This window comes from Streptomyces sp. CRCS-T-1 (assembly GCF_024442335.1).
GTDB classification, from domain to species: Bacteria; Actinomycetota; Actinomycetes; order Streptomycetales; family Streptomycetaceae; genus Streptomyces; species Streptomyces koelreuteriae.
The window spans coordinates 4,325,015-4,346,649 of record NZ_CP101651.1; the positions used below are offsets into that span (position 1 = coordinate 4,325,015).

The following is a 21,635-nucleotide window of genomic DNA, read 5'->3' on the forward strand; positions in this document are numbered from 1 at the left end:
GCGCGGGCGGCGACGGGATACACGTACGGTCATGAGTTCCGAGACGTCCGACACGCTGGACCAGGCGATGGTGCGCAGCAGTGGTCTCGACACCCTGCTGCACGATCTGACCGACCGTGCGGTGCGGGCGGTGCCGGGCGCCGCCGCGTGCAGTATCACCGTGCGCCGTGCCGGGCGGCTGCTCACCCTGGCCGGCAGCGACGGCCTGCCCAGCGGCCTGGACCTGCGCCAGTACGAGAACGGTTCGGGCCCCTGCGTCGACGCCGCCGAGACCGGCGACGAGCAGTACGCCCCCGATCTGACGACCGAGTCCCGCTGGCCGCCGTACACGCGGTACGCGCTCTCCGTGGGCGTCGGCTGCGTGCTGGCCGTGCCGATCGACATCGAGGACGAGACGGGCGCGGCGCTCAACTTCTACGGTGAGGAGCCCGGGGCACTGGGCGCGAGCCGGGAGGCGGCCCGGGCCTTCGCCGGCCGGGCCGGGGACGCGATCGACGTGGCCCTGCGCATCGAACGCGGGCGCCGGTCCGCCGCCGACGTACGCACCGCGCTGCTCTCCCGCAGCGTCATCGACCAGGCGATCGGCATCCTCATGGCCCGGGAGCGGATCGACGCGAGCATCGCGCTGGAGCGGCTGCGCCGGATCTCGCAGGACCGGAACGTCAAACTCCGTGACCTGTGCGACCAGTTGGTGGCACGCGTGTCCCGGCCGTCCGACCCGGCCTCAGGCCGCCGGAAGTGACTCGCCCTGCACGGCCTGGATGTCCAGCTCCACCTTGAGCGTCGTGCCGATGGCGGCGATGCCCGCCTGGAGGACCTGGTTGTAGCTCATCGCGAAGTCCTCGCGGTGCAGTTCGGCCGTGGCACGGAACGCCGCGCGGGTGCCGCCCCACGGGTCCGGGCCCGTGCCGAGGTAGGCGAGGTCCAGGTCGACCGGCCGTACGACCCCGTGCATGCCCAGCTCGCCGTGGACCGTCCAGCGGTCGGAACCGGCCGCCGTCAGCCCGGTCGACCGGTAGGTGATCTCGGGGAACCGCTCCACATCAAGGAAGTCCGGCGACTTCAGATGCCCGTCGCGCATGCCGTTGCCGGTGTCGACGGACGCGGCCCGGATCACCGCCTCCACCCGGGACTTGGTGACATCGTCCGGGGCGATCTCGATCGATCCGGAGAACTCCGTGAACCGGCCGTGCACGCTGGAGATGCCCAGGTGCTGTGCCACGGCGGCCACGCTGGAGTGCACCGGGTCGACGGTCCACGGGCCCGGCGGCGGCAGCTCGGTGCCGCCCTGCCGGGCCAGCGTCACCGTGCCGACCTCGGCCCGCCCGCTCGCGGTCACGATCACACTGGAGGCCGCGGGCGCGTACCCGACGGCCGTGACGATGACGGTGTACGCCCCCGCCTCCATCGGCGTCGTGTCCCGTACGGCGCCCTCGGCGTCGGCCTCGGCACGCAGCACCTGCGCGCCCCTCATGTCCGCCACCGTGACGACCGCGTGCGACACGGCCCAACCGTCCCGGGTACGGATCCTCGCGGTCAGTCCCATCTCAACTGCTCCTCAGAAATAAACCGGCCCGCGACAGGGGGCGCACCTCCGCTCAGAGCGCGCCCCACCGCCACGGGCCGGGGTCCCTGTTACTCGCCGGGGTGGGCGAGTTCGATGTCGTGGCCGTCGGCGCCGGCGCCCGTGACCGTCAGGGCGGTGGCCACCGGCGGGTAGCCCGTGGCGATGACGGTGTACTCGCCGCCGTCCAGGTCGGTGAAGGCGTACGCCCCGTCCGTCCCGGTCGTGGCCGAGCCGACGACATTGCCCGCCTGGTCGACCAGCGTCACCCGGGCGTCGGCCAGCGGGCCGTGCGGAGCCCGCACGACACCCTGGACGCGGGCGCCCGAGTCCAGGCCTATCTCGACCTTGGTGACGCCCGTGCCGCCCACCTCGACGGGCACGGCACGCGGCCGGAACCCGGCGGCGTTCACCGCGACGGTCACCGCCCCCGGCACCAGCTCGGCGAAGGTGAAGTCGCCCTGCTCACCGGTGGTCCCGGTGGCCAGCAGATCGCCGCGCACATCGGTCACGATGACCATCGCGTCCTTGACCGGCTGCCCGTTCTCGGCGGCCCGCACCAGACCGGTCAGCCCGCTGGTGCCGCTGAGCAGGATGTCGTAGGCGACCGGCTCGTCGTTCACCACGACCGTGGACGCCTGCGGCTGGAAGCCGTCGGCGGAGGCGATCAGGACGTACGAACCGGAGCCCGGGGCGTCCACCGCGTACGAGCCGTCGGCCTGCGCCACGGACCGGCCCAGCTGACGCCCGGCCAGCGAGATCAGCGTGACGGCGGCCTGCGGCACGGGCGCGGACTCGGCGCCGCGCACGAACCCGCGAACGGGCACGCCGGGTGCACCACCGGAGGCCTCCTCGGCCCGGACCGCCGTGGCGACGGCGCCAAGCCGCTGCGTGCCCTCGGGCCCGCTCCCCTCGACGCCCTCGCTCACGGCCCAACTCGGCACGGCCTTCTCGGCGGCGGGAGCCACAGCCTCGGCAGAGGTCCGGGTCTCCGGCTCGGCGGCCTGAGCCAGCGCGCCCTTCGTCTTCAACGGGACCTCCTTGATGAACAGCGCCACGAGCAGGGCGAGCAGCGCCATCGGCGCCGAGTAGAGGAACACGTCCGCGACACCGTGGCCGTAGGCGCTCTCCACGACGGTGCGCAGCGGCGCGGGCATCGCGTCGAGGTCGGGGATGCCGCCCCCGCCCGTGCCGGCGTGGCCGAGGGCCGCGCCCTTGGGGCCGAGGTCGGCGAGGCCGTCCTTGACGTAGTCGGTGATCTTGTTGCCGAGGACCGCGCCCAGCGCCGAGACGCCCACGGCACCGCCCAGGGACCGGAAGAAGGTCACCGTGGAGCTGGCGGCGCCCAGGTCGCTCGGCTCCACCTGGTTCTGCGTGCAGAGCACCAGGTTCTGCATCATCATGCCGATGCCGAGACCCAGCAGCGCCATGAAGATCGCGATGTGCCAGTACTCGGTGTCGTACCGGATCGTGCTCAGCAGACCGAGGCCCGCGGTCACCAGCACACCACCGGCGACCAGCCACGCCTTCCAGCGCCCGGTGCGGGTGATGACCTGCCCGGAGACGGTCGAGGAGACGAACAGCCCCGCGATCATCGGAATGGTCATGACCCCGGACATCGTCGGCGACTTGTCCCGCGCCAGCTGGAAGTACTGGCTGAAGAACACGGTCCCCGAGAACATCGCGACACCGACGAACAGGGAGGCGATGGAGGCCAGCGTGATGGTCCGGTTGCGGAACAGCCGCAGCGGAATGATCGGCTCGCTCGCCTTCGCCTCGATCAGGACGAACACCGCCAGCAGCACCAGCGAACCGCCGACCATCGCGTACGTCTGCCAGGACAGCCAGTCGTACTTGTCACCGGCGAAGGTCACCCAGACCAGCAGCAGGCAGACGGCGGCGGTGATGAAGAACGCGCCGGCCCAGTCGACCTTGACCTTCCGCTTCACCACGGGCAGGTGCAGGGTCTTCTGCAGCACGATCAGGGCGATCACCGCGAAGGGCACGCCGACGTAGAAGCACCAGCGCCAGCCGAGCCAGTCGGTGTCGGTGATGACACCGCCGACCAGCGGACCGCCGACCATGGCGGTGGCGAAGACGGCACCGAGGTAGCCGTTGTAACGCCCGCGCTCACGCGGGGAGATCATCGCCGCCATGATGATCTGGGCCAGCGCGGACAGACCGCCCATGCCGATGCCCTGGACCGCGCGGAACGTGATGAGCATGCCCGGGTTCTGCGACATGCCCGCCGCGGCCGACCCCAGGACGAAGATGACCAGCGCGAGCTGGATCAGCAGCTTCTTGGAGAACAGGTCGGCGAGCTTGCCCCACAGCGGGGTGGAGGCGGTCATCGTCAGCAGGGACGCGGTGACGACCCAGGTGTAGGCGCTCTGGCCGCCACCGAGGTCGCCGATGATCCGGGGCAGGGCGTTGGAGACGATCGTCGACGACAGGATCGCGACGAACATGCCGAGCAGAAGGCCGGTGAGGGCCTCCATGATCTGCCGGTGCGTCATCGGAGCGCCGTCGCCGGAGGAGCTGTGCGAGCCTCCCCCGTGCTTGGCATGAGCCCGCACACCGGCTGGTGTGGTCGTTGCCATGGGCTTCCTTTTCTTACGTGCTTGCGGGTGTACGGGTGGTCTGTGCGACAGCGGGTGGTGCCGCCCGGGGCGCGGGCCGGCAGTCGAAGCTCTCCCGCAGCCGTGCCATCAGCTGGGTGAGCCGGCGGACGTCCTCGTCGGACCAGTCGCTCAGGCGCTCTGCCAGCACCTCGGTGGTCCGCCGGGACAGCTCGTCGAGCTGGGCGTCGCCGGCGGGGGTGAGGCGCAGGATGCGTGAGCGCTTGTCCGCGGGGTCGGGGGAGCGTTCGATCCAGCCCCGGTCCACGACGTGCGCGACATGGCGGCTCGTGACCGACATGTCCACCGCGAGCAGCTCGGCGAGCTTGCTCATGCGCATGTCGCCGTGGCGGCCCAGCAGGGTCAGAACGGCCGCCGATCCGCCGGGGCACTCGGCCGGCATGATCCGGCCGAGCTCCCGCTTCACGGCACCGAAGGCACTGAACTGGCGGACCAGCTCTTCGTACTGCGCCCTCTCGGCCATGACACCTCCCGCTTTCGTTGCTTAGGGCAACCATAGGAGCCGTTGGTTGCTGAAGGCAAATAAAGGAGGTGAATGCGGGGCCAAAACTTGGCAAAGGCAAGTATTGCGTCAGTAAATGTGCTGGTGGCGAGCCTGGCGGTACGGGTCAGGCGGGGGCAAACGGAAGTCCAACCCCCACTTGGGGAGCCCCGGCGTTTTCGCTAGGGTCTCGGGCCATGGCTAACAACCAGGCCCCCCAGGGCAATCACGACCCTGCCGGCAACACCCAGATGTTCCGCGCGTTCGTCGACGAGGCGCCGCAGGGGCGTCAGGCCACGGCAGCCGCCGGCGGCGGCCCGCGCATCGGCCTCATCCTCGGCGTCGTCGTCGCCGTGGCGATCGTCGCGGCGGTGGCTTGGCTGGCACTGAAGTAAGTCGCCGAGTACCAGGCGTTTCTGAGACCGGGTGGTCCGCGACTCGGCGCGATGAGGTGCCGGACGTCTGTGCGGAGGCCAGATGGTCCGCAACTCGGCATCGCAGGGTGCTCGGCGTCTGTGCCCGGGCCGGGTGGGTCCGCAACCCGGCGGAACGGCGTGCCGCTGCGCCCACCCGTGCCGCCCCTAGCGGCACGCATGCCCGCAGCTGGGCGGGATGGAGCGGCGCCCGCAGCGGCGGCCTGCGGCAGCCAGGGCGGGTGCGGCGCCCCGCGGCTGGGGCAGGGGCGGAAGCCCGTGGCCGGCGGCGCGGAGGGCCGAAGCCCGCGGCGGCTGGCGGGAGCCGGGACGTGCCCGCACCCGCGTACGGCGAGAAGGGGACGTGTCGGGGGGTGTCCGCCCGCAGCGGTTGGCGCGTCAACGGACAGTTAGTTGGTCCCCGACCCCATCGCGCCGTTCCGAGGACGGACACCCCCCGACGCGGCCCCGACCCACCACCCGGCGATAGGCGCTACCCGCACCCCCACCGAAGCAGCCACAGGCCGCCGCAGGCATCCCACGACGGCCCGAGCCCCACCACGTCAGTCCGAGATCAGGCCTTCCCGCAGCTGCGCCAGCGTGCGCGTCAGCAGCCGGGAGACGTGCATCTGCGAGATGCCGACCTCCTCGCCGATCTGCGACTGGGTCATGTTCGCGAAGAAGCGAAGCATGATGATCCGCCGCTCACGAGGCGGCAGCTTCGCCAGCAGCGGCTTCAGGGACTCGCGGTACTCCACGCCCTCCAGCGCGGTGTCCTCGTACCCCAGCCGGTCCGCCAGCGACCCCTCGCCGCCGTCGTCCTCGGGCGCCGGCGAGTCCAGCGAGGACGCCGTGTACGCGTTCCCCACCGCCAGCCCGTCGACGACGTCCTCCTCGGACACCCCGAGCACGGCCGCGAGTTCGGTGACCGTAGGAGACCGGTCCAGCTTCTGCGAAAGCTCGTCGCTCGCCTTCGTCAGCGCCAGCCGCAACTCCTGCAGCCGCCGCGGCACCCGCACCGACCACGACGTGTCACGGAAGAACCGCTTGATCTCCCCGACCACCGTCGGCATCGCGAACGTCGGGAACTCCACCCCGCGTTCGCAGTCGAACCGGTCGATCGCCTTGATCAGCCCGATCGTGCCGACCTGGACGATGTCCTCCATCGGCTCGTTCCGCGACCGGAACCGCGCCGCGGCGTACCTCACCAGCGGCAGGTTGAGCTCGATCAGAGTGTCACGGACATACGCACGCTCGGGGCTGTCCTCGTCGAGCGCGGCCAGCCGCAGGAACAGGGAGCGGGACAGGGTGCGGGTGTCGATGGCGCCCGCGGTCGGAACAACCGGGGCGGGCTCGGCCGCCAGGACGGCCGGAGCATCATCGATGGGGCCGAGTGAGTCGAGAGCATGGGGAGCTGTCTCGCTCTCCGCGAGCGTGAGCACCTTCGAGCTGCCCTGTTCTGCGGACATGCCACCCCCTTTGGGTCGCGGGACGGTCGCGGCGAACGCTCCCGTCTGAGGAACGCAGCCTTCACCTGAATACCGGAGCCGAAGCCCCGGCAAACGCGCTTCACGCAGAATGTCACATGTCGGCAACACGCTGTAGTGACATGTCGACATCTGAGACGCGAATAAGCCCTGCAAACAAGGGGTCTGACGGCCTGTAGGCCCGTAACTGCCAAGAACGGCCCTGATGAGCGATTCCCTCGCCCCGGTGACCTCTCGCTCGCGTTTGCGGTTACGCGTCGATCCTGTTCGCAGACCGCAATCGCTGGAAGCTACGCGCGAGTAGGCGCGAGACATGCATCTGCGAGACACCGAGCTCCGCGCTGATCTGAGACTGCGTGAGGTTGCTGTAGTACCGCAGCAGCAGAATCCGCTGCTCCCGCTCAGGCAGTTGTACGAGCAGATGCCGTACGAGATCCCGGTGCTCCACACCGTCCAGCGCGGGATCCTCGTAGCCGAGCCGGTCCAGCAGCCCCGGCAGCCCGTCGCCCTCCTGCGCGGCCTCCAGCGAGGTCGCGTGGTACGACCGACCGGCCTCGATGCAGGAGAGCACCTCGTCCTCGGTGATGCGCAGCCGCTCGGCGATCTCCGAGGTCGTCGGGGTGCGCCCGAAGGAGGTGGTCAGGTCCTCGGTCGCGCTGTTGACCTGCACCCACAGTTCGTGCAGCCGGCGCGGTACGTGGACCGTACGGACGTTGTCGCGGAAGTACCGCTTGATCTCGCCCACGACCGTCGGCATCGCGAAGGTCGGGAACTGCACGCCCCGGTCGGGGTCGAAGCGGTCGATGGCGTTGATGAGCCCGATGGTGCCGACCTGGACGACGTCCTCCATCGGCTCGTTCCGCGACCGGAACCGCGCCGCGGCGTACCGCACCAGCGGGAGGTTGGCCTCGATGAGCGCCCCGCGCACCCGGTCGTGCTCCGGCGTGCCCGGCTGGAGCTCCTTGAGCTGCCCGAAGAGGACCTGTGTGAGGGCGCGGGTGTCCGCACCACGGCTCCGCTGGGGGGTCGGTTGGGGAGTCGGCTGTGGAGTCGCTTGGGGAGTCGCTTCCGAGGAGGCTTCCGGGGCTGGGGAGGGTGCCTGAGGCGCAGTACTGGCCAGCACGGTCAACTCCACCTCGTCATCCGTCAACCCATCAGTGACCTCTTCCATCAAAAGCGGTCATAGCATCACAAGACATGTCCACTGTGTGCAAGCACCCCATAACTACGTGTTGAGGGTTGAAAACCGCCTATCCATCGCCCCACCGCACGGAAGAGCCCCCCGTCAGGACGACGGGGGGCTCGAAGTACCGGCGGCCGGGCGCCTCGGAACTCGTCTCAGAACTCGTAGTCGGCGATCACCCACGTGGCGAACTCGCGCCACAGCGCGACACCCGCCTGGTGGTCGGGATGCTCGACGTACCGCCGCAGCGCGTCCGCGTCGTCGAAGGCCGAGTTGATGGCGAAGTCGTGGGCGATGGGGCGGTCGCTGATGTTCCAGCCGAGCTCCCAGAAGCGGAGCTCGGGGATCGCGCCGTCGAGCGCGCGGAAGGCCTCGACGCCCCGCACGACGCGCGGGTCGTCGCGCTCGACGCCCTCGTTGAGCTTGAAGAGGACCAGGTGGCGGATCATCACTTTCCTCCGTCGGCGACCCACGTGGCGAAGTCGCCGAGGGCCTTGGCGGCGTCCGATATGCCCTGGAACCCTACCTGGACGTAGTCGGCGGCCTTCTCCGGATCCGTGATGATCACGTACGCCACGAAGACCACGACGACGTAGACGGCGACCTTCTTCGCGTTCACCGCCATCGCGGCCTCCCCAGTCACTGGTGTCCCATGCAGCGCACATGATCGCACGAAGGGTCCGAGCACCCGAAGGGGCGGAACGCACGAAGGGCCCCGTCCTCGGACGGGGCCCTTCTCAAGCGGTAGCGGAGGGATTTGAACCCTCGGTGACTTGCGCCACACTCGCTTTCGAGGCGAGCTCCTTCGGCCGCTCGGACACGCTACCGAGGGAGACCTTACAGCAAGGTGCGGCGTGCTTTGAAATCGGTATTCAGCGGGCCCGGAAGAACGCGGTGAGCAGCTCGGAGCACTCCCCGGCGAGCACGCCCTCGATCACCTCGGGCCGGTGGTTGAGCCGCCGGTCGCGGACCAGGTCCCAGAGGGAGCCGGCCGCGCCGGCCTTCTCGTCACGGGCGCCGTAGACGAGACGGTCGACGCGGGACTGCTGGATGGCGCCCGCGCACATCGTGCAGGGCTCCAGCGTCACCACGAGGGTGCAGCCGGAGAGCCGCCACTCGCCCAGTTCGGCGGCGGCCCGGCGGATGGCGAGGAGCTCCGCGTGGGCCGTCGGGTCGCCGCCGGCCTCGCGTTCGTTGTGCCCGGCGGCGAGGACGGTCGTGCCGTCCGGGGCCAGTACGACGGCGCCGACGGGGACGTCCCCGCCCCGGACGGCCTCGGCGGCCTCGTCCAGGGCGAGTCGCATCGCGGGCCGCCAGGGGTCACGGACCGGATCCGGCGGTCCTGGCCCGGTGGGACCGGTCAGCGGACGGTCTCCAGGGTCTCCGAGGCGCCCAGGGACTCGGCGATCTCGGTGACGGCCTCGGTCGACATCAGGCGCAGCTCCTTCTCGCTGACGCCGAGGTCGTCGAGGATCTCGGGGTCGCCGACGGGGCCGTGCGGCACGGCGTCCGCCGCTCCGGTGGCTCCGTCGCCGCCGTCGGCCTCGTCCTCGTCGGGTTCACCGTCCTCGGTGCCGTCGAGGTCGAGGGCGTCGAGGTCGTCCCCCTCGTCCGGGTCGCGGCCGAGCAGTTCGTCGGTGAGCAGGATCTCGCCGTAGCTGCTGCGGGCAGCGGCGGCGGCGTCCGAGACGTAGATACGAGGGTCGTCCTCGCCGTCCACGCGGACGACGCCGAACCAGGCGTCCTCCTGCTCGATGAGCACGAGCACCGTGTCCTCGTCGGGGGAGGATTCACGGGCCAGGTCGGCCAGATCCGACAGGGTTTCCACATCGTCGAGCTCTGTGTCGCTCGCTTTCCACCCGTCTTCGGTGCGCGCGAGCAGTGCGGCGAAGTACACCGTGACTCTCCCACTGGTCAGAGGCGTGCCGGTTGGGGGTCCCCCCGGCGGAGGTTGAGGGCGGGGAGTGCTCGTCCGAGCCCCGCCCACTCGGAATCGTGGCAGAAGAAGGGCGTTCAGGGGACGTCTTCGGCACCCTGTGTCCGGCAGTTTTGATCGCACGCCCGCTGCCGCCACCTGCGGATCGTACGCGGCTTTCCCCCACTCCACCCACGCTCACCGCGACAACGCCCGCGCGGTTCGCGATCTTCTCCAACGGTTTCCTCACCCGTTTCCTACCCGGAGGATTACGCGGCGGTCTGTCCCACGACTGGCCGCGTCCGGGTTCTCTCCGGGGAGAGGCACGCGGGCCCGCCGTGGGAGGCGTGCGGGGCGCCGCCGACAGGCCCGTCCGGGGTTCAGGTCGGACGTGTGCGGGGCCGGTGGTCGGGCGTGTTCCGGGCCGATGGCTGGACGCGGGCGGGGTGCCGATGACAGTTGTGCGGCTCACCGATGGCCGCGTGCGGGCCCGCCGTAGGAGGCGTGCGAGGCGCCGCCGACAGGCCCGTCTGAGCCCAGGTCGGACGCGGGCGGGGCCGAAGGCCGGACGGGCGCCCCGGCGAAGGACGGACACGGGCGGGGCTGTCGAGGGCAGGTGTTCGGGGCCCGTCGGTGGGCTCGTGTGGTTCCCGGTCGGGCCGGTCGGTGTTACCAGCGGAACGTGCGCATGCGCATGGCGTGTCGTAGGCGGGCCGTCTTGGCGCGGCGGGGCTGGACCCGGTCGCGTAGTTCGCGGGCCTCGGCGAGGTCGCGCAGGAAGCGGGCGCGGCGTCGGCGGCGTTCGGCGGACGACACGTCCGGATCGTCCGGTCGGCCGGCCGCCGGGTCCGCCCCGGGCCATGCGCGCGGCGACGGATCTTCTCGGTAGTCCCGGTCGGGCATCTGGCTCGTCACCCCCAGTTCGTCCTTCCTCGCCTTCCCCCGGACGGGCGATTGACGCCGGCGAACGCCGTGCGGCCCGTGTCACCCGGCCCGGCTACTGTTGTGGACATGCGTCTCCACGTCGTCGACCACCCACTGGTCGCCCACAAGCTCACCACGCTGCGCGACCAGCGCACCGACTCCGCGACCTTCCGCCGTCTCGCCGACGAGCTGGTCACCCTGCTCGCCTACGAGGCCACGCGCGACGTGCGCACCGAGCAGGTCGACATCCGGACCCCGGTGGCCACGACCACGGGCGTCAAGCTCTCCCACCCCCGCCCCCTGGTCGTGCCGATCCTGCGCGCCGGGCTCGGCATGCTCGACGGCATGGTCCGGCTGCTGCCGACCGCCGAGGTCGGCTTCCTCGGCATGATCCGCAACGAGGAGACGCTCGAGGCCTCCACGTACGCGACGCGGATGCCGGAGGACCTGTCGGGACGCCAGGTGTACGTGCTGGACCCGATGCTCGCCACCGGCGGCACGCTGGTCGCGGCGATCCAGGAGCTGATCAAGCGCGGCGCCGACGACGTCACCGCCGTGGTGCTGCTGGCCGCCCCGGAGGGCGTCGAGATCATGGAGCGCGAGCTGGCCGGCACCCCGGTGACGGTCGTGACCGCCTCGGTCGACGAGCGCCTGAACGAGCACGGCTACATCGTCCCGGGCCTCGGCGACGCGGGCGACCGGATGTACGGCGCGGCGGAGTAAGACACCCCCGGGGCCCCACGAGGCCCCACGAGGCCCCACGCACCGCCCCTCTCAGCAGCCCTTCTTCGGCGTAACCGCCGGCTCGGGCTTGGTCAGCTTGGCCAGGGCCTGGTCGGCGGCGGGCTTCTTCGCCAGTTCCTTGAAGCCGTCGCCGATGACGAGGTCGACGGCGGCACCCTTGCGGGCCGCCTCGGTACGCCGTTCGGCGCCCGGGAGCTGCGTGCCGAGCACCGGCAGCGAGGTGTCGAGGGCGGCGGCGGGGCCGAGCAGTACGCCGGTGCCCTTGACCTTCTTGTCGTACTGCTTGGTCGCGTTGCCCACGTCGCCGATCTTGAAGCCGCGCTTCTTCAGCTCGTCGGCGGTCTTCTTCGCCAGGCCGCTGCGGGTGGTGGCGTTGAAGACGTTGACCGTGATCGTGCGCGGCTCGGGCAGCGCCTTGGCGACGGGAGAGGCGCTCGCCTTGGTCCTGGGCGCGCAGTCCGTGCCGTTGCCGGCTGCCGAAGCCTTTCTGCCGCCGCCGGTGAAGACGTCGATGAGCTGCAGCGTGCCCCAGCCGCCCACGCCGAGCACAGCTACGGAGGCGACGACCACGACGACAAGCCGCCCATGCCGCCGGGGGCCCCGCATCCGGGGGTACTTGTTGCCCGTGATGCGGTACTTGCCGCCCATGCCGGGGGGAGTCAGCATGCTCATGAGCGCAGCGTAGTGCGCCTGGGCGACGATGCCTACTAGATGATCATTCGACATCGGCCAGACGGACCAGAGAGACCGTACGGACCAGCCGGACCGGACAGACCGTAAGGACCAGCCGGACCGGACAGACCGTAAGGACCGGCGGGACCAGCCGGACCCGAAAGGGCCAGCCCGTTACCGGCGGGGGTGGGTCAGTCCAGCTCGAGTACGCGGGCGTGCAGCACCTGGCGCTGCTGGAGCGCCGCCCGCACCGCGCGGTGCAGGCCGTCCTCCAGGTACAGATCGCCCTGCCACTTCACGACGTGCGCGAAGAGGTCGCCGTAGAACGTCGAGTCCTCGGCGAGGAGGGTCTCCAGGTCCAGCTGCCCCTTGGTCGTCACGAGCTGATCGAGGCGGACCGGGCGCGGCGCGACGTCCGCCCACTGCCGGGTGCTTTCCCGGCCGTGGTCGGGGTACGGCCGGCCGTTTCCGATGCGCTTGAAGATCACACGGAAAGCCTACCGGGCAAGACGTTCCGGGCGCAGCCATGGCGCCGTAGTGCGACGCTGAAAAAAACCCCACAAGGCGGTACGAACCGGGAACAGGGGCGTGAATATGCCGGACCGCGAGACCATGCCGTCGGCCCCTGCTCCGGAAGTGTCGGAGCGTGCCGCCGCCCTCCCCCAGGAGGCCCTGAAGATCGCCTCCGGCTACGCCTTCTCCGGCCCGGCCCTGCATCTGGGCGCCCTGTTGTGGGACGGGACGTGCCTGCCGGACGCGCAGATCCGGGTGCCGCTGGCGATGCTCAACCGCCATGGCCTGGTCGCGGGCGCCACCGGCACCGGCAAGACCAAGACGCTCCAGCTCATCGCCGAGCAACTGTCCGCCCAGGGCGTGCCCGTCTTCCTCGCCGACATCAAGGGCGACCTCTCCGGGATCGCGGCCCCGGGCCGCGCGGACGCCCGGGTCGAGGGCCGGGCCAAGGACGTCCATCAGCGGTGGACGGGGACGGGTTTCCCGGCCGAGTACTTCGCCCTCGGCGGCATCGGCCGCGGTATCCCCGTCCGGGCCACGGTCACCGGCTTCGGGCCGGTGCTGCTGTCCAAGGTGCTGCGGCTGAACCGGACCCAGGAGCAGTCCCTCGCGCTGATCTTCCACTACGCCGACGGCAAGGGCCTGGAGCTGATCGACCTCAAGGACCTCAGGGCGGTCGTGACCTTCCTGACCTCGGACGAGGGCCGCCAGGAGCTGAAGACGATCGGTGGTCTGTCGGCCGCCACGGCCGGGGTGATCCTGCGGTCCCTGACGGCCTTCGAGGCGCAGGGCGCGTCCGGTTTCTTCGGGGAGCCGGAGTTCGACACCGCCGAGTTGCTCCGGACGGGTGAGGACGGACGCGGCATCGTCTCAGTACTGGAGCTGAACGCCGTACAGGACCGGCCGCAGCTGTTCTCGACGTTCCTGATGTGGCTGCTCGCCGACCTCTTCCACGATCTGCCCGAGCTCGGCGACGTGGACAAGCCCCGGCTGGTCTTCTTCCTCGACGAGGCGCATCTGCTCTTCGACGACGCCTCCGAGGCGTTTCTGGAGTCCATCACGCAGACCGTGCGCCTGATTCGCTCGAAAGGGGTCGGCGTCTTCTTCGTGACGCAGACCCCGAGGGACGTCCCGGCCGATGTCCTCGCCCAGCTCGGCAACCGCGTCCAGCACGCGTTGCGCGCCTTCACGCCCGACGACCAGAAGGCCCTCAACGCCACGGTGAAGACCTTCCCGAAGTCGCCCTACGACCTCGAAGAGGTGCTGACCAACCTGGGGACGGGCGAGGCGGTGGTGACGGTGCTCAGCGAGAAGGGCGCCCCCACGCCGGTCGCCGCGACCCGGCTGCGCGCGCCCGAGTCCTTGATGGGGCCGGTCGGGCAGGAGGCCCTGGACCGGGCGGTGGAGGAGTCGCCGCTGTACGAGCGGTACGCCCGGGCCGTGGACCGGGAGTCGGCGTACGAGCGGCTGACGGCCGACAAGGCCGGCCAGGGTGACCGGCGCGGCCGTGGGGCGAAGGGGCCGGACGAGATGCGGGACGCGGCCCCTCCGGTGGAGGAGGAACGCCCCTCCGCTGTGGAGCAGGTGGTCGGCAGCGGGGTGTTCAAGTCCCTGGCCCGGTCGGTGGGGACGCAGATCGGCCGGGAGATCACACGGTCGCTGTTCGGAACGGCCCGGCGTTCGGGGCGGCGGAGGCGCTAGTCCGGCGTTCGTTCGTCCGTCTCCGCCGCCGCGGCTCGATCAGTCGCGTTCGTGTTCCTTCGGGGGCCGCTGCGGCTCCCGGGTGTCCGGCTTGGGCTGGGGCGGCTGGGGCGGCTTGGGGGCGTTGCGGGCGGCCTCGGCGCGCAGCAGGGCGCGCATGACCGCGTAGGGGTCTTGAAGCATGGCTGTTCCTCGTCGTTCCTCGTCGTTCCTGTTCCGTGCGGGGCTGTGGGATGGCCGGTGGCCGGTCCGGTCAGCAGCGCAGGACTTCGGAGCGGAGGTGGCGAGAGCCGTGCGTCGGGCTCGGCGGCACGGGCACGGGGCGCGGTGCGGTGTACACGGGCCCGGGGGCCGGGCGCGGGGCGGGACGGGGCGGTACGGCGGCGCGCCGGGCTCCCCGGGCCGAGGGGCGCAGGACCGTGTCGAGGACATCGCACTCGACGACCGTGCCCTCCCCGGAGACGGCGACCGCCGGCCCGGTACAGGCCTCGGCGTGCGCGCCCGGCAGAAGCAGGGCGAGCAACAGGACGAGCACCCGCGGCCATGAGTTCCGGCGGGTGCCGCACGGGACCGTCATGGTCCATGCTTGGACCCGGCCGGAAGGGCCCGCCACCTGGGGCGGGCCACGTGGCTGATGCCTGCTGGGCGTTACTTGCCGGCGGCCTTCGCCGCCTTCGCCGCTGCCTTCATCTCCTGCTTGTGCGCGCGCACCTTGACCAGCGACTCGGGGCCGGTGATGTCGGCGACGGAACGGAAGGACTGCGGCTCGCCGTACGCGCCCGCGGCCTCCCGCCAGCCCTCCGGTCGCACGCCGAGTTGCTTGCCGAGGAGGGCGAGGAAGATCTGGGCCTTCTGCTTGCCGAAGCCCGGGAGGCCGGCCAGTCGCTTGAGCAGTTCCTTGCCGGTGCCGGCGTCCTTCCAGACGGCCTCGGCGTCACCGTCGTAGTGCTCGACGAGGTACTGGCAGAGCTGCTGGATCCGCTTGGCCATGGAGCCCGGGTAGCGGTGCACGGCCGGCTTCTGGGAGAGCAGCGCGGCGAAGGCCTCCGGTTCGTGCGCGGCGATCTCGTGCGCGTCCAGGTCGTCCGCGCCGAGCCGCTGGGCGATCGTCGCCGGACCCTTGAACGCCCACTCCATCGGGACTTGCTGGTCCAGCAGCATCCCGACCAGTGCGGCGAGCGGACTGCGGCCGAGCAGCGCGTCGGCCTCGGGGTCCTGGGCGAGGTGAAGGGTGACGTCCATGCCCCGATCATCCCCCGGTCCGGGCCGGGCCGCGTCCGCAGCCCTCTAGGACGCCCGCCAGTACCCCAGCGCGTGCACCCGCTGCTTGGGCAGGCCCAGTTCCTTGCGTACGTACGCCGCCAGGGTCCGGGTCGTCGCCGTGTCGCAGGCGATCCAGACGTACGGGTCGGAGGCGTCCTGGAGCAGCCCGGGCAGGTCCGTCTTCACTCGGTCGACGAGCTGGGCGCCGGAGTCCTGGCGCGGCACATGGCGCAGCTCGTGCCGGTCCGGGTCGGTGCGGAACGGCAGGTCCTCGCCGCCGCCCTCGAACCAGACGGTGGCCGGGGCGGAGCCCAGCGCGTCCAGCAGGGAGTTGATGGCCGGCAGCGAGGCCGGGTCGCCGACGGCGAAGACGTGCGAGGGCGCGGGGCTCGGGTGTTCGAAGCCGGTGCCCTGGACGGTCGCCTCGACGGTGTCACCGGGCTTCGCCGCCCTGGCCCAGTCGCTGGCGCACCCCTCGTGCAGCGCGAACTCCAGGCTGAAGGTGCCGGCCTCCGGGTCCGGGTCGACCAGGGTGTAGGCCCGCTGGTGGGGCTTGCCCGCGTTGTCGAACCACAGCCGGACCCACATGGTCGGATGGACACCGGCCGCCGCCAGCAGACCGCCGTCGGTGAAGGAGAGCCGCCGGTAGTCCGGAGTGACGTCCTCCGAGCCCGTCACCGTGAACACGAAATCCTTCGCGCGCAGCAGCTTGAGGACCGCGCCTTCCCAACCCCGCCCCTGCCCCATCGCTTCTTCACCCTTCACGTACTATTCCGCCACGATCGACTTAGGCAAGCCTAACCTAAAGAACAGAAGGAGCACAGCGTGGCCACCGAGATCTACCGCGATGCCTGGGGCATTCCGCATCTGCGCGCCGGCAGCGCGGCCGAACTCGCCCACGCCCAGGGCCGCGTCACCGCCCGCGACCGCGCCTGGCAGCTGGAGGTCGAACGGCACCGGGCCCAGGGCACCTCGGCGTCCTTCCTCGGCGAGAGCGCCCTGGCCTGGGACCGGTTCGCCAGACGGGCCAGACTCGACGACACGGCCAGACGCTGCTTTGAGGAGCTGGAGAGACAGGATCCGGAGACGGCCCAGTGGGTGCGGACGTACGTCGACGGGGTCAACGCGGGGCTGGCGGAGGGAGCCGGGTCCGCCCCCGAGTTCGCCCGCACCGGCCTCACCCCCGGCCCCTGGCACCCCTGGACCCCGCTCGGCGTCTGGCTCGCCACGCACATCCTCTTCGCCGGGTTCCCGGCCAAGCTCTGGCGCGAGCAGGCCCTGAACCACCTGGACGAGGACGCCATCGGCCTGTTCGCCACCGACGGCCCCGGCACCTCCGGCTCCAACGGCTGGCTGGTGAGCGGGGAGCGGACCGTCACCGGGCACGCCGTCATCGCCGGCGACCCCCACCGCTGGATCGAGGACCCGGGCGTCTACCAGCAGATCCATCTGTCCTGCCCCGAGTTCGACGTCGTGGGCCTCGCCGTCCCCGGTGTCCCCGGCATCGCCCACTTCGGGCACACCGGCACCGTCGCCTGGGCCATCACCAACGCCATGTCCGACTACCAGGACCTCTACCGGGAGCGGCTGCGGCGCACCGGGGCCGGAGTGGAGGCCCTCGGCCCGGACGGGGTCTGGCACCGGGCGGCCCGGCACACCGAGGTCGTCGAGGTGGCGGGCGAGGAGCCGGTCGAGGTCGAGGTGATCGAGACCGACCGGGGCCCGCTCGTCATCGGCGGCCCCGAAGGCCTCGACGGCGACCCGGCCGACCCCTTGGACGTGCCGGTGGCGATCAGCCTCCGCTACCCGCCCCGCGTCACCGGCGACCTCGGCTTCGGCGCCCTGCTGCCGCTGCTGCGGGCCCGCCGCGTCGCCGACGTCGACCAGGCCTTCGACCGGTGGGCCGAGCCGGTCAACGTCGTCCAGGCCGCCGACACCGAGGGCGGTGTCCTGCACCGCGTCGCCGGATGGGTGCCGCTGCGCGCCGAGTCCAACCGCCTGCGCCTGGTGCCCGCCTGGGAACCCGGCCATGAGTGGCGGGGCCGGCAGGAAACGCCCCGCGCCGGGCTCACCGACGGCGTCGCCGTCATGGCCAACCAGCGCGGCCCGGCCGAACCCCTCGGCGTCGAGTTCGCCCCGCCGCACCGCTCCGGCCGCATCGCCGAGCTGCTCTCCGGCAAGGAGCGCTGGTCCGCCGCCGACATGCCCGCGATCCACACGGACACCCACCTCGCCTCGGCCGGCCCCCTGCTGGACCACCTCCGGGCCCTCCCCGACCTCACCCCCGAGGCCGCCGCCCTCCGCGACCGCCTCCTCTCCTGGGACCGCCGCATGGACGCCGGCAGCGCCGACGCGGCGCTCTACGCGGCGGTGCGCGGAGCGGTCGTACGACAGCTGGCGGCACACCCGGCCTTCGCCGCGCTCGCCGTACCCCCGGCCTACCCGGAGGTGTTCCAGCCCTGGCTGGCCCTCCTCCCGCGCGTCGGCTTCGCCCTCGAACACCTGCTGCGCGCCGAGGACCTGTACGGAATCGACCGCCCGGCGGCCGTCCGCTCGGCGATCGAGGAGGTCGCCGAGCGGCCCCCGGCCGGCGTCTGGGGCGACACCCACCGCCTCACCCCCTGGCGCCCGCTGCACCCCGAGACGCCGTACGACGAACCGGCGCTGTCCGGCGACCACGACTGCGTGCTGTGCACCTCGGGGGTGCCGGGCCTCACCGACCGCGCCGCCCGTGGCCCGGCGGCCCGTTACATCTGGGACCTGGCCCGGCGCGACGACAGCCGCTGGGTGGTCCCGCTCGGCGCCTCGGGCGTCCCCGGCTCACCCCACCACCGCGACCAGCTCACCCTGTGGCTCGCGGGAGACCTCGTCCCGGTCGTCACCGACTGGACCCTGCTGAAGAAGGAAACCGATGTCTGACCCCCACATCCCCTACGCCTCCCGCACGGCCGTCCACGAGCAGGTGACCGACGGCTTCGGCACCGTTCGCGTCCTGCCGCTGGACCCGGAGTCCGACGCCGCCGTGATCCACCGCTGGGTGAACGAGGACCGGGCCGCCTTCTGGGGCATGAACGACCTCACCGAGCGTCAGGTGGCCGAGACCTACGCCCACCTGGACACCCTCACCACCCACCACGCCCACCTCGTCGTCCGCGACGGCGAGCCCGTCGCCGTCCTCCAGACCTACGAGCCCGAGGCCGACCGCGTCAGCGAGGCCTACGACGTCCGCCCCGGCGACATCGGCGTCCACCTGCTCCTCGCCCCCGTCGGCCCGGGCGGCACCCGCTCCGGCTGGACGGCCCTCCTCGTGGCGTCCATCGCCGGGTACGTCCTGCTGGGCCTGGACCGACGGCGGGTCGTGGTCGACCCGGACGTACGCAACGAGAAGGCGGTCACCCGCTTCCTCAAACTGGGCTTCACGGCGGGGCCGGTCGTCGTCCTGCCCGAGATCGACCTGCCCGACGTGTACCTCCCGGAGAAGAAGGCACAGCTCGCCTTCCTCGACCGGGAAGTACTCTTCCCCGCGTGACGCCCGAGGACCTCATCGCGCACTACGCCCTGGAACCGATCCCCCGCGAAGGCGGCCTGTTCCGCCAGACCTGGGCCGGCCCCCAACGCCCCGACGGCCGCCCCGAGGGCACGGCGATCGTCGCCCTCCTCACAGCCGACGCCTTCTCCGCCCTCCACCGCCTCCCGACCGACGAGGTCTGGCACTTCTACCTCGGCGATCCCCTGGAGCTCCTTCTGCTCGCCCCGGACAGGAGCACGCGGACGGTGGTGCTCGGGCCGGATGTCCTGGGTGGCCAGCACGTCCAGTTCACCGTCCCGGCAGGTACGTGGATGGGCGGGAGGTCCCAGGGGGAGTGGACCTTGTTCGGCTGCACGATGGCGCCCGGCTTCACGTTCGAGGGCTATGAACACGGGGACGAGGCGGAGCTGACGGCGAGCTATCCGACAGAGGCGGAAAAGATCGCAGGACTGTCAGCCACCTAGGGGCGCGGGGAACTGCGCGAACAACCCCCACCGGCCCGCGGCCGCCTCACTACACACGCAACCACCCCGATGAGCACTACACCCTTCTCATCCGTACGTATCCGGAAGCCGCACAGCCCCGACCCCGGAGAACCACGTGGACCCACGGCGGAACGAGGAGCGCAATGTCGGACACCCCCGGCGAATCCAAGCCCTGGTGCTGCTCGGCACCGTGCTGGTCCTGCTCTTCCTCAGCGGAACCCCCGCCTCCGCCCACGCGGCCCTCCGCAGCACCGACCCTGACGATGGATCCGTCGTCAAACAGGCCCCCCGCAGTGTCACCCTGACCTTCACCGAATCCGTAGGCCTGCTCGACGACTCCTTCCGGGTCTTCGGCCCCGACCAGCGCCGCGTCCCCACCGGCGAGGCCACACACGCGGACGGCCGCTCCGACACGGCCCGGGTCGGACTGCCCGGGAAGCTCGCCCAGGGCACCTACACGGTGGCCTGGCGGGTGGTCTCCGCCGACAGCCACCCCGTCTCCGGCGCCTTCACCTTCTCCGTCGGCAAACGGTCCGCCACATCCACGCAGATCGACACCGGCCCGGACGAGGACCCGCTGACCGGCGGCCTCTACGACGCCGCCCGCTACCTCGCCTACCTCGCCGCCGCACTGCTCGTCGGAGCGGCGGCGTTCGCGCTGCTGTGCCGTCCCGCGAACAGGTCCCCGCTGCGCATACCGCTGGTGACGGCCTGGTGGACGCTGCTGGGCTCGACGGTCGTCCTGCTCCTGCTGCGCGCCCCGTACGAGGCGGGCTCCGGCCCGGCCGCGGCCTTCGACGCCTCCGCCCTCGGCCGCACCCTGACCAGCCGCCCGGGCCTGGCCCTGCTCGCCAGGCTGGCCGTTCTGCTGCTGACCGCCGTGTTCCTGGTGTGGCTCTCCAGGCGCTGGAACAGCCGCGACAGCGAGGACAGCCGGGACAGCGAGGACGTCCAGGCCGGCCACGACCGCCCGGAGACCGTGCCGCTTGCGGTGGGCACGGCCCTGGCCGTCGCACTGGCCCTGACCTGGGCGGCGGCCGAGCACGCCTCCGCCGGGATCCAGGTGCCGCTGGCGATGACGTCGTCCGTGCTGCATCTGCTGGCGACCGGGGTCTGGCTGGGCGGCCTCGTGGCCCTGCTCCTGACCCTGCGCCGCTCGTCCGGCGAGGACCTGACGGAGGTCGTGCCCCGCTTCTCCCGTATCGCCTTCGCCTCGGTGACGGTCCTGGTCGTCACCGGCGTCTACCAGTCCTGGCGCGGCCTCGGCTCCGTCTCCGCGCTGAGCGGCACGTCGTACGGCCGGCTGCTGCTCGCGAAACTGGTCGCGGTGACCGTGCTGGTCATGGCCGCCGCGTACTCACGCCGCTGGACGGCCGCCATCGCGGCCCCGGCGACCGCAGAGGCGACGGCACAGACGACCGCACGGGCGACCGCGTCGGCGACAGCCCCGGCCGTCGCCGTACGCGAACGGGTCGCGCAGCCGGTCGGCGCCCCGCCACCACCGGAGGCGACCGGAGAGCCGAAGCCCCCATCCCCCGAGCCGGAAGACGGGGACAGGGACACGCCAGGGGAGACGGACACGGACCTGCAACGGCGAGGCCTGCGCCGCTCCGTCCTCATCGAGGTCGCCGTCGCCGCCGTGGTGCTGCTGATCACGACCCTGCTCACCACCACACTGCCGGGCCGCGCCCAGGCCGAGGCCGCCCAGCAGGCCCCGGCGGGAACGCTGCCGCCCACGACGCTCGTCACGGTGCCCTACGACACGGGCCTGGACACCCTGGACGGCCGGGGCAAGGTTCTGGTCACCGTCGACCCCGCGCGGGTCGGCGAGAACGGCATCCAGGCCGTGGTCCACGGCGCCGACGGGGGCCCGATCGTCGTCCCCGAGGTCCGTATCACCTTCACCCTGCCGTCCCGCAAGGTCGGCCCGATCGACGCCGAACTCAGAGACGTCGGCTACTGGAGCACCAATTCCCTCACCCTGCCCCTCCCCGGGACCTGGACGATGAAGACGACCGTGCGGGTGTCGGACGTCGACCAGGTGACGGTCTCGAAGCGGATACGTATCGCCCCCTAGGCCCCCGGCCCGGCCCGCCCTCGCCGAAGTTCACACAGACACCGT

Annotated in this window: 24 protein-coding genes and 1 tRNA gene; 8 read left to right on the top strand and 17 right to left on the bottom strand. The window is 71.7% G+C overall.

Annotated elements, in window-relative coordinates:
* The first annotated feature begins 31 nt into the window (after positions 1–31).
* Positions 32–742: a GAF and ANTAR domain-containing protein gene (locus NNW99_RS19535; RefSeq protein WP_215120420.1), complete on the top strand. Its 711-nt coding sequence runs from the start codon at positions 32–34 to the stop codon at positions 740–742.
* Here NNW99_RS19535 and NNW99_RS19540 read toward each other — a convergent pair.
* From NNW99_RS19540 to NNW99_RS19550, 3 genes are all read right to left on the bottom strand, one after another.
* The gene (locus tag NNW99_RS19540) at positions 725–1,546 is read right to left on the bottom strand and encodes a YceI family protein (protein ID WP_215120421.1); all 822 of its coding nucleotides are present in this window, start codon (positions 1,544–1,546) and stop codon (positions 725–727) included. The two genes, NNW99_RS19535 and NNW99_RS19540, sit on opposite strands and share 18 nt — an antisense overlap.
* 89 nt (positions 1,547–1,635) lie before the next feature.
* A complete protein-coding gene (locus NNW99_RS19545; protein ID WP_215120422.1) occupies positions 1,636–4,164 on the bottom strand; it encodes an MFS transporter in 2,529 nt (842 codons plus the stop codon).
* Between the two features lie 13 nt (positions 4,165–4,177).
* Complete coding sequence (locus NNW99_RS19550; protein WP_215120423.1) at positions 4,178–4,666, bottom strand: MarR family winged helix-turn-helix transcriptional regulator; 489 nt, start codon at positions 4,664–4,666, stop codon at positions 4,178–4,180.
* Between the two features lie 215 nt (positions 4,667–4,881).
* Between NNW99_RS19550 and NNW99_RS19555 the strand changes: the two genes are divergently transcribed.
* Entirely contained in the window at positions 4,882–5,079 is a 198-nt protein-coding gene (locus tag NNW99_RS19555; protein ID WP_215120424.1) for a hypothetical protein, read from the top strand.
* A 581-nt stretch (positions 5,080–5,660) separates the two neighbouring features.
* Here NNW99_RS19555 and NNW99_RS19560 read toward each other — a convergent pair.
* The 8 genes from NNW99_RS19560 to NNW99_RS19595 form a co-directional block, all read right to left on the bottom strand.
* Positions 5,661–6,566 carry an RNA polymerase sigma factor SigF gene (locus NNW99_RS19560; protein WP_215120425.1) on the bottom strand — a complete coding sequence of 302 codons (906 nt, stop codon included), beginning with the start codon at positions 6,564–6,566 and terminating at the stop codon, positions 5,661–5,663.
* Positions 6,567–6,834: 268 nt separating this feature from the next.
* The gene (locus NNW99_RS19565; protein ID WP_215120426.1) at positions 6,835–7,755 is read right to left on the bottom strand and encodes an RNA polymerase sigma factor SigF; all 921 of its coding nucleotides are present in this window, start codon (positions 7,753–7,755) and stop codon (positions 6,835–6,837) included.
* 167 nt (positions 7,756–7,922) lie between these two features.
* The gene (locus tag NNW99_RS19570) at positions 7,923–8,216 is read right to left on the bottom strand and encodes a Dabb family protein (protein WP_215120427.1); all 294 of its coding nucleotides are present in this window, start codon (positions 8,214–8,216) and stop codon (positions 7,923–7,925) included.
* The gene (locus NNW99_RS19575) at positions 8,216–8,392 is read right to left on the bottom strand and encodes a hypothetical protein (RefSeq protein ID WP_215120428.1); all 177 of its coding nucleotides are present in this window, start codon (positions 8,390–8,392) and stop codon (positions 8,216–8,218) included. The genes NNW99_RS19570 and NNW99_RS19575 overlap by 1 nt, the downstream gene beginning before the upstream one ends.
* A gap of 117 nt (positions 8,393–8,509) precedes the next feature.
* Positions 8,510–8,594 (bottom strand) — tRNA-Ser (locus NNW99_RS19580).
* Positions 8,595–8,639: 45 nt separating this feature from the next.
* Positions 8,640–9,071 (bottom strand): tRNA adenosine(34) deaminase TadA, encoded by a 432-nt coding sequence (tadA, locus tag NNW99_RS19585; protein ID WP_215120429.1) that lies wholly within the window; start codon positions 9,069–9,071, stop codon positions 8,640–8,642.
* 56 nt (positions 9,072–9,127) lie between these two features.
* Complete coding sequence (locus tag NNW99_RS19590; RefSeq protein WP_215120430.1) at positions 9,128–9,664, bottom strand: hypothetical protein; 537 nt, start codon at positions 9,662–9,664, stop codon at positions 9,128–9,130.
* A 687-nt stretch (positions 9,665–10,351) separates the two neighbouring features.
* The gene (locus NNW99_RS19595) at positions 10,352–10,585 is read right to left on the bottom strand and encodes a hypothetical protein (RefSeq protein ID WP_215124358.1); all 234 of its coding nucleotides are present in this window, start codon (positions 10,583–10,585) and stop codon (positions 10,352–10,354) included.
* 108 nt (positions 10,586–10,693) lie between these two features.
* On the opposite strand from NNW99_RS19595, the gene upp reads away from it, so the two are divergent.
* A complete protein-coding gene (upp, locus tag NNW99_RS19600; RefSeq protein ID WP_189727300.1) occupies positions 10,694–11,329 on the top strand; it encodes a uracil phosphoribosyltransferase in 636 nt (211 codons plus the stop codon).
* Positions 11,330–11,380: 51 nt separating this feature from the next.
* On the opposite strand, the gene NNW99_RS19605 is transcribed toward upp, so the two are convergent.
* Together NNW99_RS19605 and NNW99_RS19610 are read right to left on the bottom strand one after the other, a co-directional pair.
* Positions 11,381–11,998, bottom strand: a complete 618-nt coding sequence (locus NNW99_RS19605; protein WP_215124359.1) for a LytR C-terminal domain-containing protein — start codon at positions 11,996–11,998, stop codon at positions 11,381–11,383.
* A gap of 215 nt (positions 11,999–12,213) precedes the next feature.
* A complete protein-coding gene (locus NNW99_RS19610) occupies positions 12,214–12,510 on the bottom strand; it encodes a type II toxin-antitoxin system VapB family antitoxin (protein WP_003999914.1) in 297 nt (98 codons plus the stop codon).
* A gap of 106 nt (positions 12,511–12,616) precedes the next feature.
* Between NNW99_RS19610 and NNW99_RS19615 the strand changes: the two genes are divergently transcribed.
* Complete coding sequence (locus NNW99_RS19615) at positions 12,617–14,236, top strand: helicase HerA-like domain-containing protein (protein ID WP_215120431.1); 1,620 nt, start codon at positions 12,617–12,619, stop codon at positions 14,234–14,236.
* A 39-nt stretch (positions 14,237–14,275) separates the two neighbouring features.
* Here the strand turns inward: NNW99_RS19615 and NNW99_RS19620 are convergent, their stop codons facing one another.
* From NNW99_RS19620 to NNW99_RS19635, 4 genes are all read right to left on the bottom strand, one after another.
* Complete coding sequence (locus NNW99_RS19620; protein WP_215120432.1) at positions 14,276–14,419, bottom strand: hypothetical protein; 144 nt, start codon at positions 14,417–14,419, stop codon at positions 14,276–14,278.
* 70 nt (positions 14,420–14,489) lie between these two features.
* Entirely contained in the window at positions 14,490–14,813 is a 324-nt protein-coding gene (locus tag NNW99_RS19625; protein ID WP_215120433.1) for a hypothetical protein, read from the bottom strand.
* A 71-nt stretch (positions 14,814–14,884) separates the two neighbouring features.
* Entirely contained in the window at positions 14,885–15,478 is a 594-nt protein-coding gene (locus tag NNW99_RS19630) for an HhH-GPD-type base excision DNA repair protein (protein ID WP_215120434.1), read from the bottom strand.
* A 45-nt stretch (positions 15,479–15,523) separates the two neighbouring features.
* Positions 15,524–16,246 carry a siderophore-interacting protein gene (locus NNW99_RS19635; protein ID WP_215124360.1) on the bottom strand — a complete coding sequence of 241 codons (723 nt, stop codon included), beginning with the start codon at positions 16,244–16,246 and terminating at the stop codon, positions 15,524–15,526.
* A 78-nt stretch (positions 16,247–16,324) separates the two neighbouring features.
* On the opposite strand from NNW99_RS19635, the gene NNW99_RS19640 reads away from it, so the two are divergent.
* The 4 genes from NNW99_RS19640 to NNW99_RS19655 all read left to right on the top strand — a co-directional run bounded on the left by NNW99_RS19640 (position 16,325) and on the right by NNW99_RS19655 (position 21,590).
* Entirely contained in the window at positions 16,325–18,418 is a 2,094-nt protein-coding gene (locus NNW99_RS19640) for a penicillin acylase family protein (protein ID WP_215120435.1), read from the top strand.
* Positions 18,411–19,028, top strand: a complete 618-nt coding sequence (locus tag NNW99_RS19645) for a GNAT family N-acetyltransferase (RefSeq protein ID WP_215120436.1) — start codon at positions 18,411–18,413, stop codon at positions 19,026–19,028. Before NNW99_RS19640 ends, NNW99_RS19645 begins: the two co-directional genes overlap by 8 nt.
* Positions 19,025–19,492: a cupin domain-containing protein gene (locus tag NNW99_RS19650; RefSeq protein ID WP_215120437.1), complete on the top strand. Its 468-nt coding sequence runs from the start codon at positions 19,025–19,027 to the stop codon at positions 19,490–19,492. Before NNW99_RS19645 ends, NNW99_RS19650 begins: the two co-directional genes overlap by 4 nt.
* A gap of 196 nt (positions 19,493–19,688) precedes the next feature.
* Entirely contained in the window at positions 19,689–21,590 is a 1,902-nt protein-coding gene (locus NNW99_RS19655) for a copper resistance protein CopC (RefSeq protein WP_215124361.1), read from the top strand.
* Positions 21,591–21,635: the final 45 nt, after the last annotated feature.

Coding starts and splice junctions, on each gene's coding strand:
- NNW99_RS19625 (WP_215120433.1), bottom strand. CDS start 14,813: ATGACGGTCCCGTGCGGCACCCGCCGGAACTCATGGCCGCGGGTGCTC.
- tadA (WP_215120429.1), bottom strand. CDS start 9,071: ATGCGACTCGCCCTGGACGAGGCCGCCGAGGCCGTCCGGGGCGGGGAC.
- NNW99_RS19535 (WP_215120420.1), top strand. CDS start 32: ATGAGTTCCGAGACGTCCGACACGCTGGACCAGGCGATGGTGCGCAGC.
- NNW99_RS19575 (WP_215120428.1), bottom strand. CDS start 8,392: ATGGCGGTGAACGCGAAGAAGGTCGCCGTCTACGTCGTCGTGGTCTTC.
- NNW99_RS19570 (WP_215120427.1), bottom strand. CDS start 8,216: ATGATCCGCCACCTGGTCCTCTTCAAGCTCAACGAGGGCGTCGAGCGC.
- NNW99_RS19605 (WP_215124359.1), bottom strand. CDS start 11,998: ATGGGCGGCAAGTACCGCATCACGGGCAACAAGTACCCCCGGATGCGG.
- NNW99_RS19620 (WP_215120432.1), bottom strand. CDS start 14,419: ATGCTTCAAGACCCCTACGCGGTCATGCGCGCCCTGCTGCGCGCCGAG.
- NNW99_RS19555 (WP_215120424.1), top strand. CDS start 4,882: ATGGCTAACAACCAGGCCCCCCAGGGCAATCACGACCCTGCCGGCAAC.
- NNW99_RS19595 (WP_215124358.1), bottom strand. CDS start 10,585: ATGCCCGACCGGGACTACCGAGAAGATCCGTCGCCGCGCGCATGGCCC.
- NNW99_RS19565 (WP_215120426.1), bottom strand. CDS start 7,755: ATGGAAGAGGTCACTGATGGGTTGACGGATGACGAGGTGGAGTTGACC.
- NNW99_RS19560 (WP_215120425.1), bottom strand. CDS start 6,566: ATGTCCGCAGAACAGGGCAGCTCGAAGGTGCTCACGCTCGCGGAGAGC.
- NNW99_RS19545 (WP_215120422.1), bottom strand. CDS start 4,164: ATGGCAACGACCACACCAGCCGGTGTGCGGGCTCATGCCAAGCACGGG.
- NNW99_RS19645 (WP_215120436.1), top strand. CDS start 18,411: ATGTCTGACCCCCACATCCCCTACGCCTCCCGCACGGCCGTCCACGAG.
- NNW99_RS19540 (WP_215120421.1), bottom strand. CDS start 1,546: ATGGGACTGACCGCGAGGATCCGTACCCGGGACGGTTGGGCCGTGTCG.
- NNW99_RS19550 (WP_215120423.1), bottom strand. CDS start 4,666: ATGGCCGAGAGGGCGCAGTACGAAGAGCTGGTCCGCCAGTTCAGTGCC.
- NNW99_RS19630 (WP_215120434.1), bottom strand. CDS start 15,478: ATGGACGTCACCCTTCACCTCGCCCAGGACCCCGAGGCCGACGCGCTG.
- NNW99_RS19615 (WP_215120431.1), top strand. CDS start 12,617: ATGCCGGACCGCGAGACCATGCCGTCGGCCCCTGCTCCGGAAGTGTCG.
- NNW99_RS19635 (WP_215124360.1), bottom strand. CDS start 16,246: ATGGGGCAGGGGCGGGGTTGGGAAGGCGCGGTCCTCAAGCTGCTGCGC.
- upp (WP_189727300.1), top strand. CDS start 10,694: ATGCGTCTCCACGTCGTCGACCACCCACTGGTCGCCCACAAGCTCACC.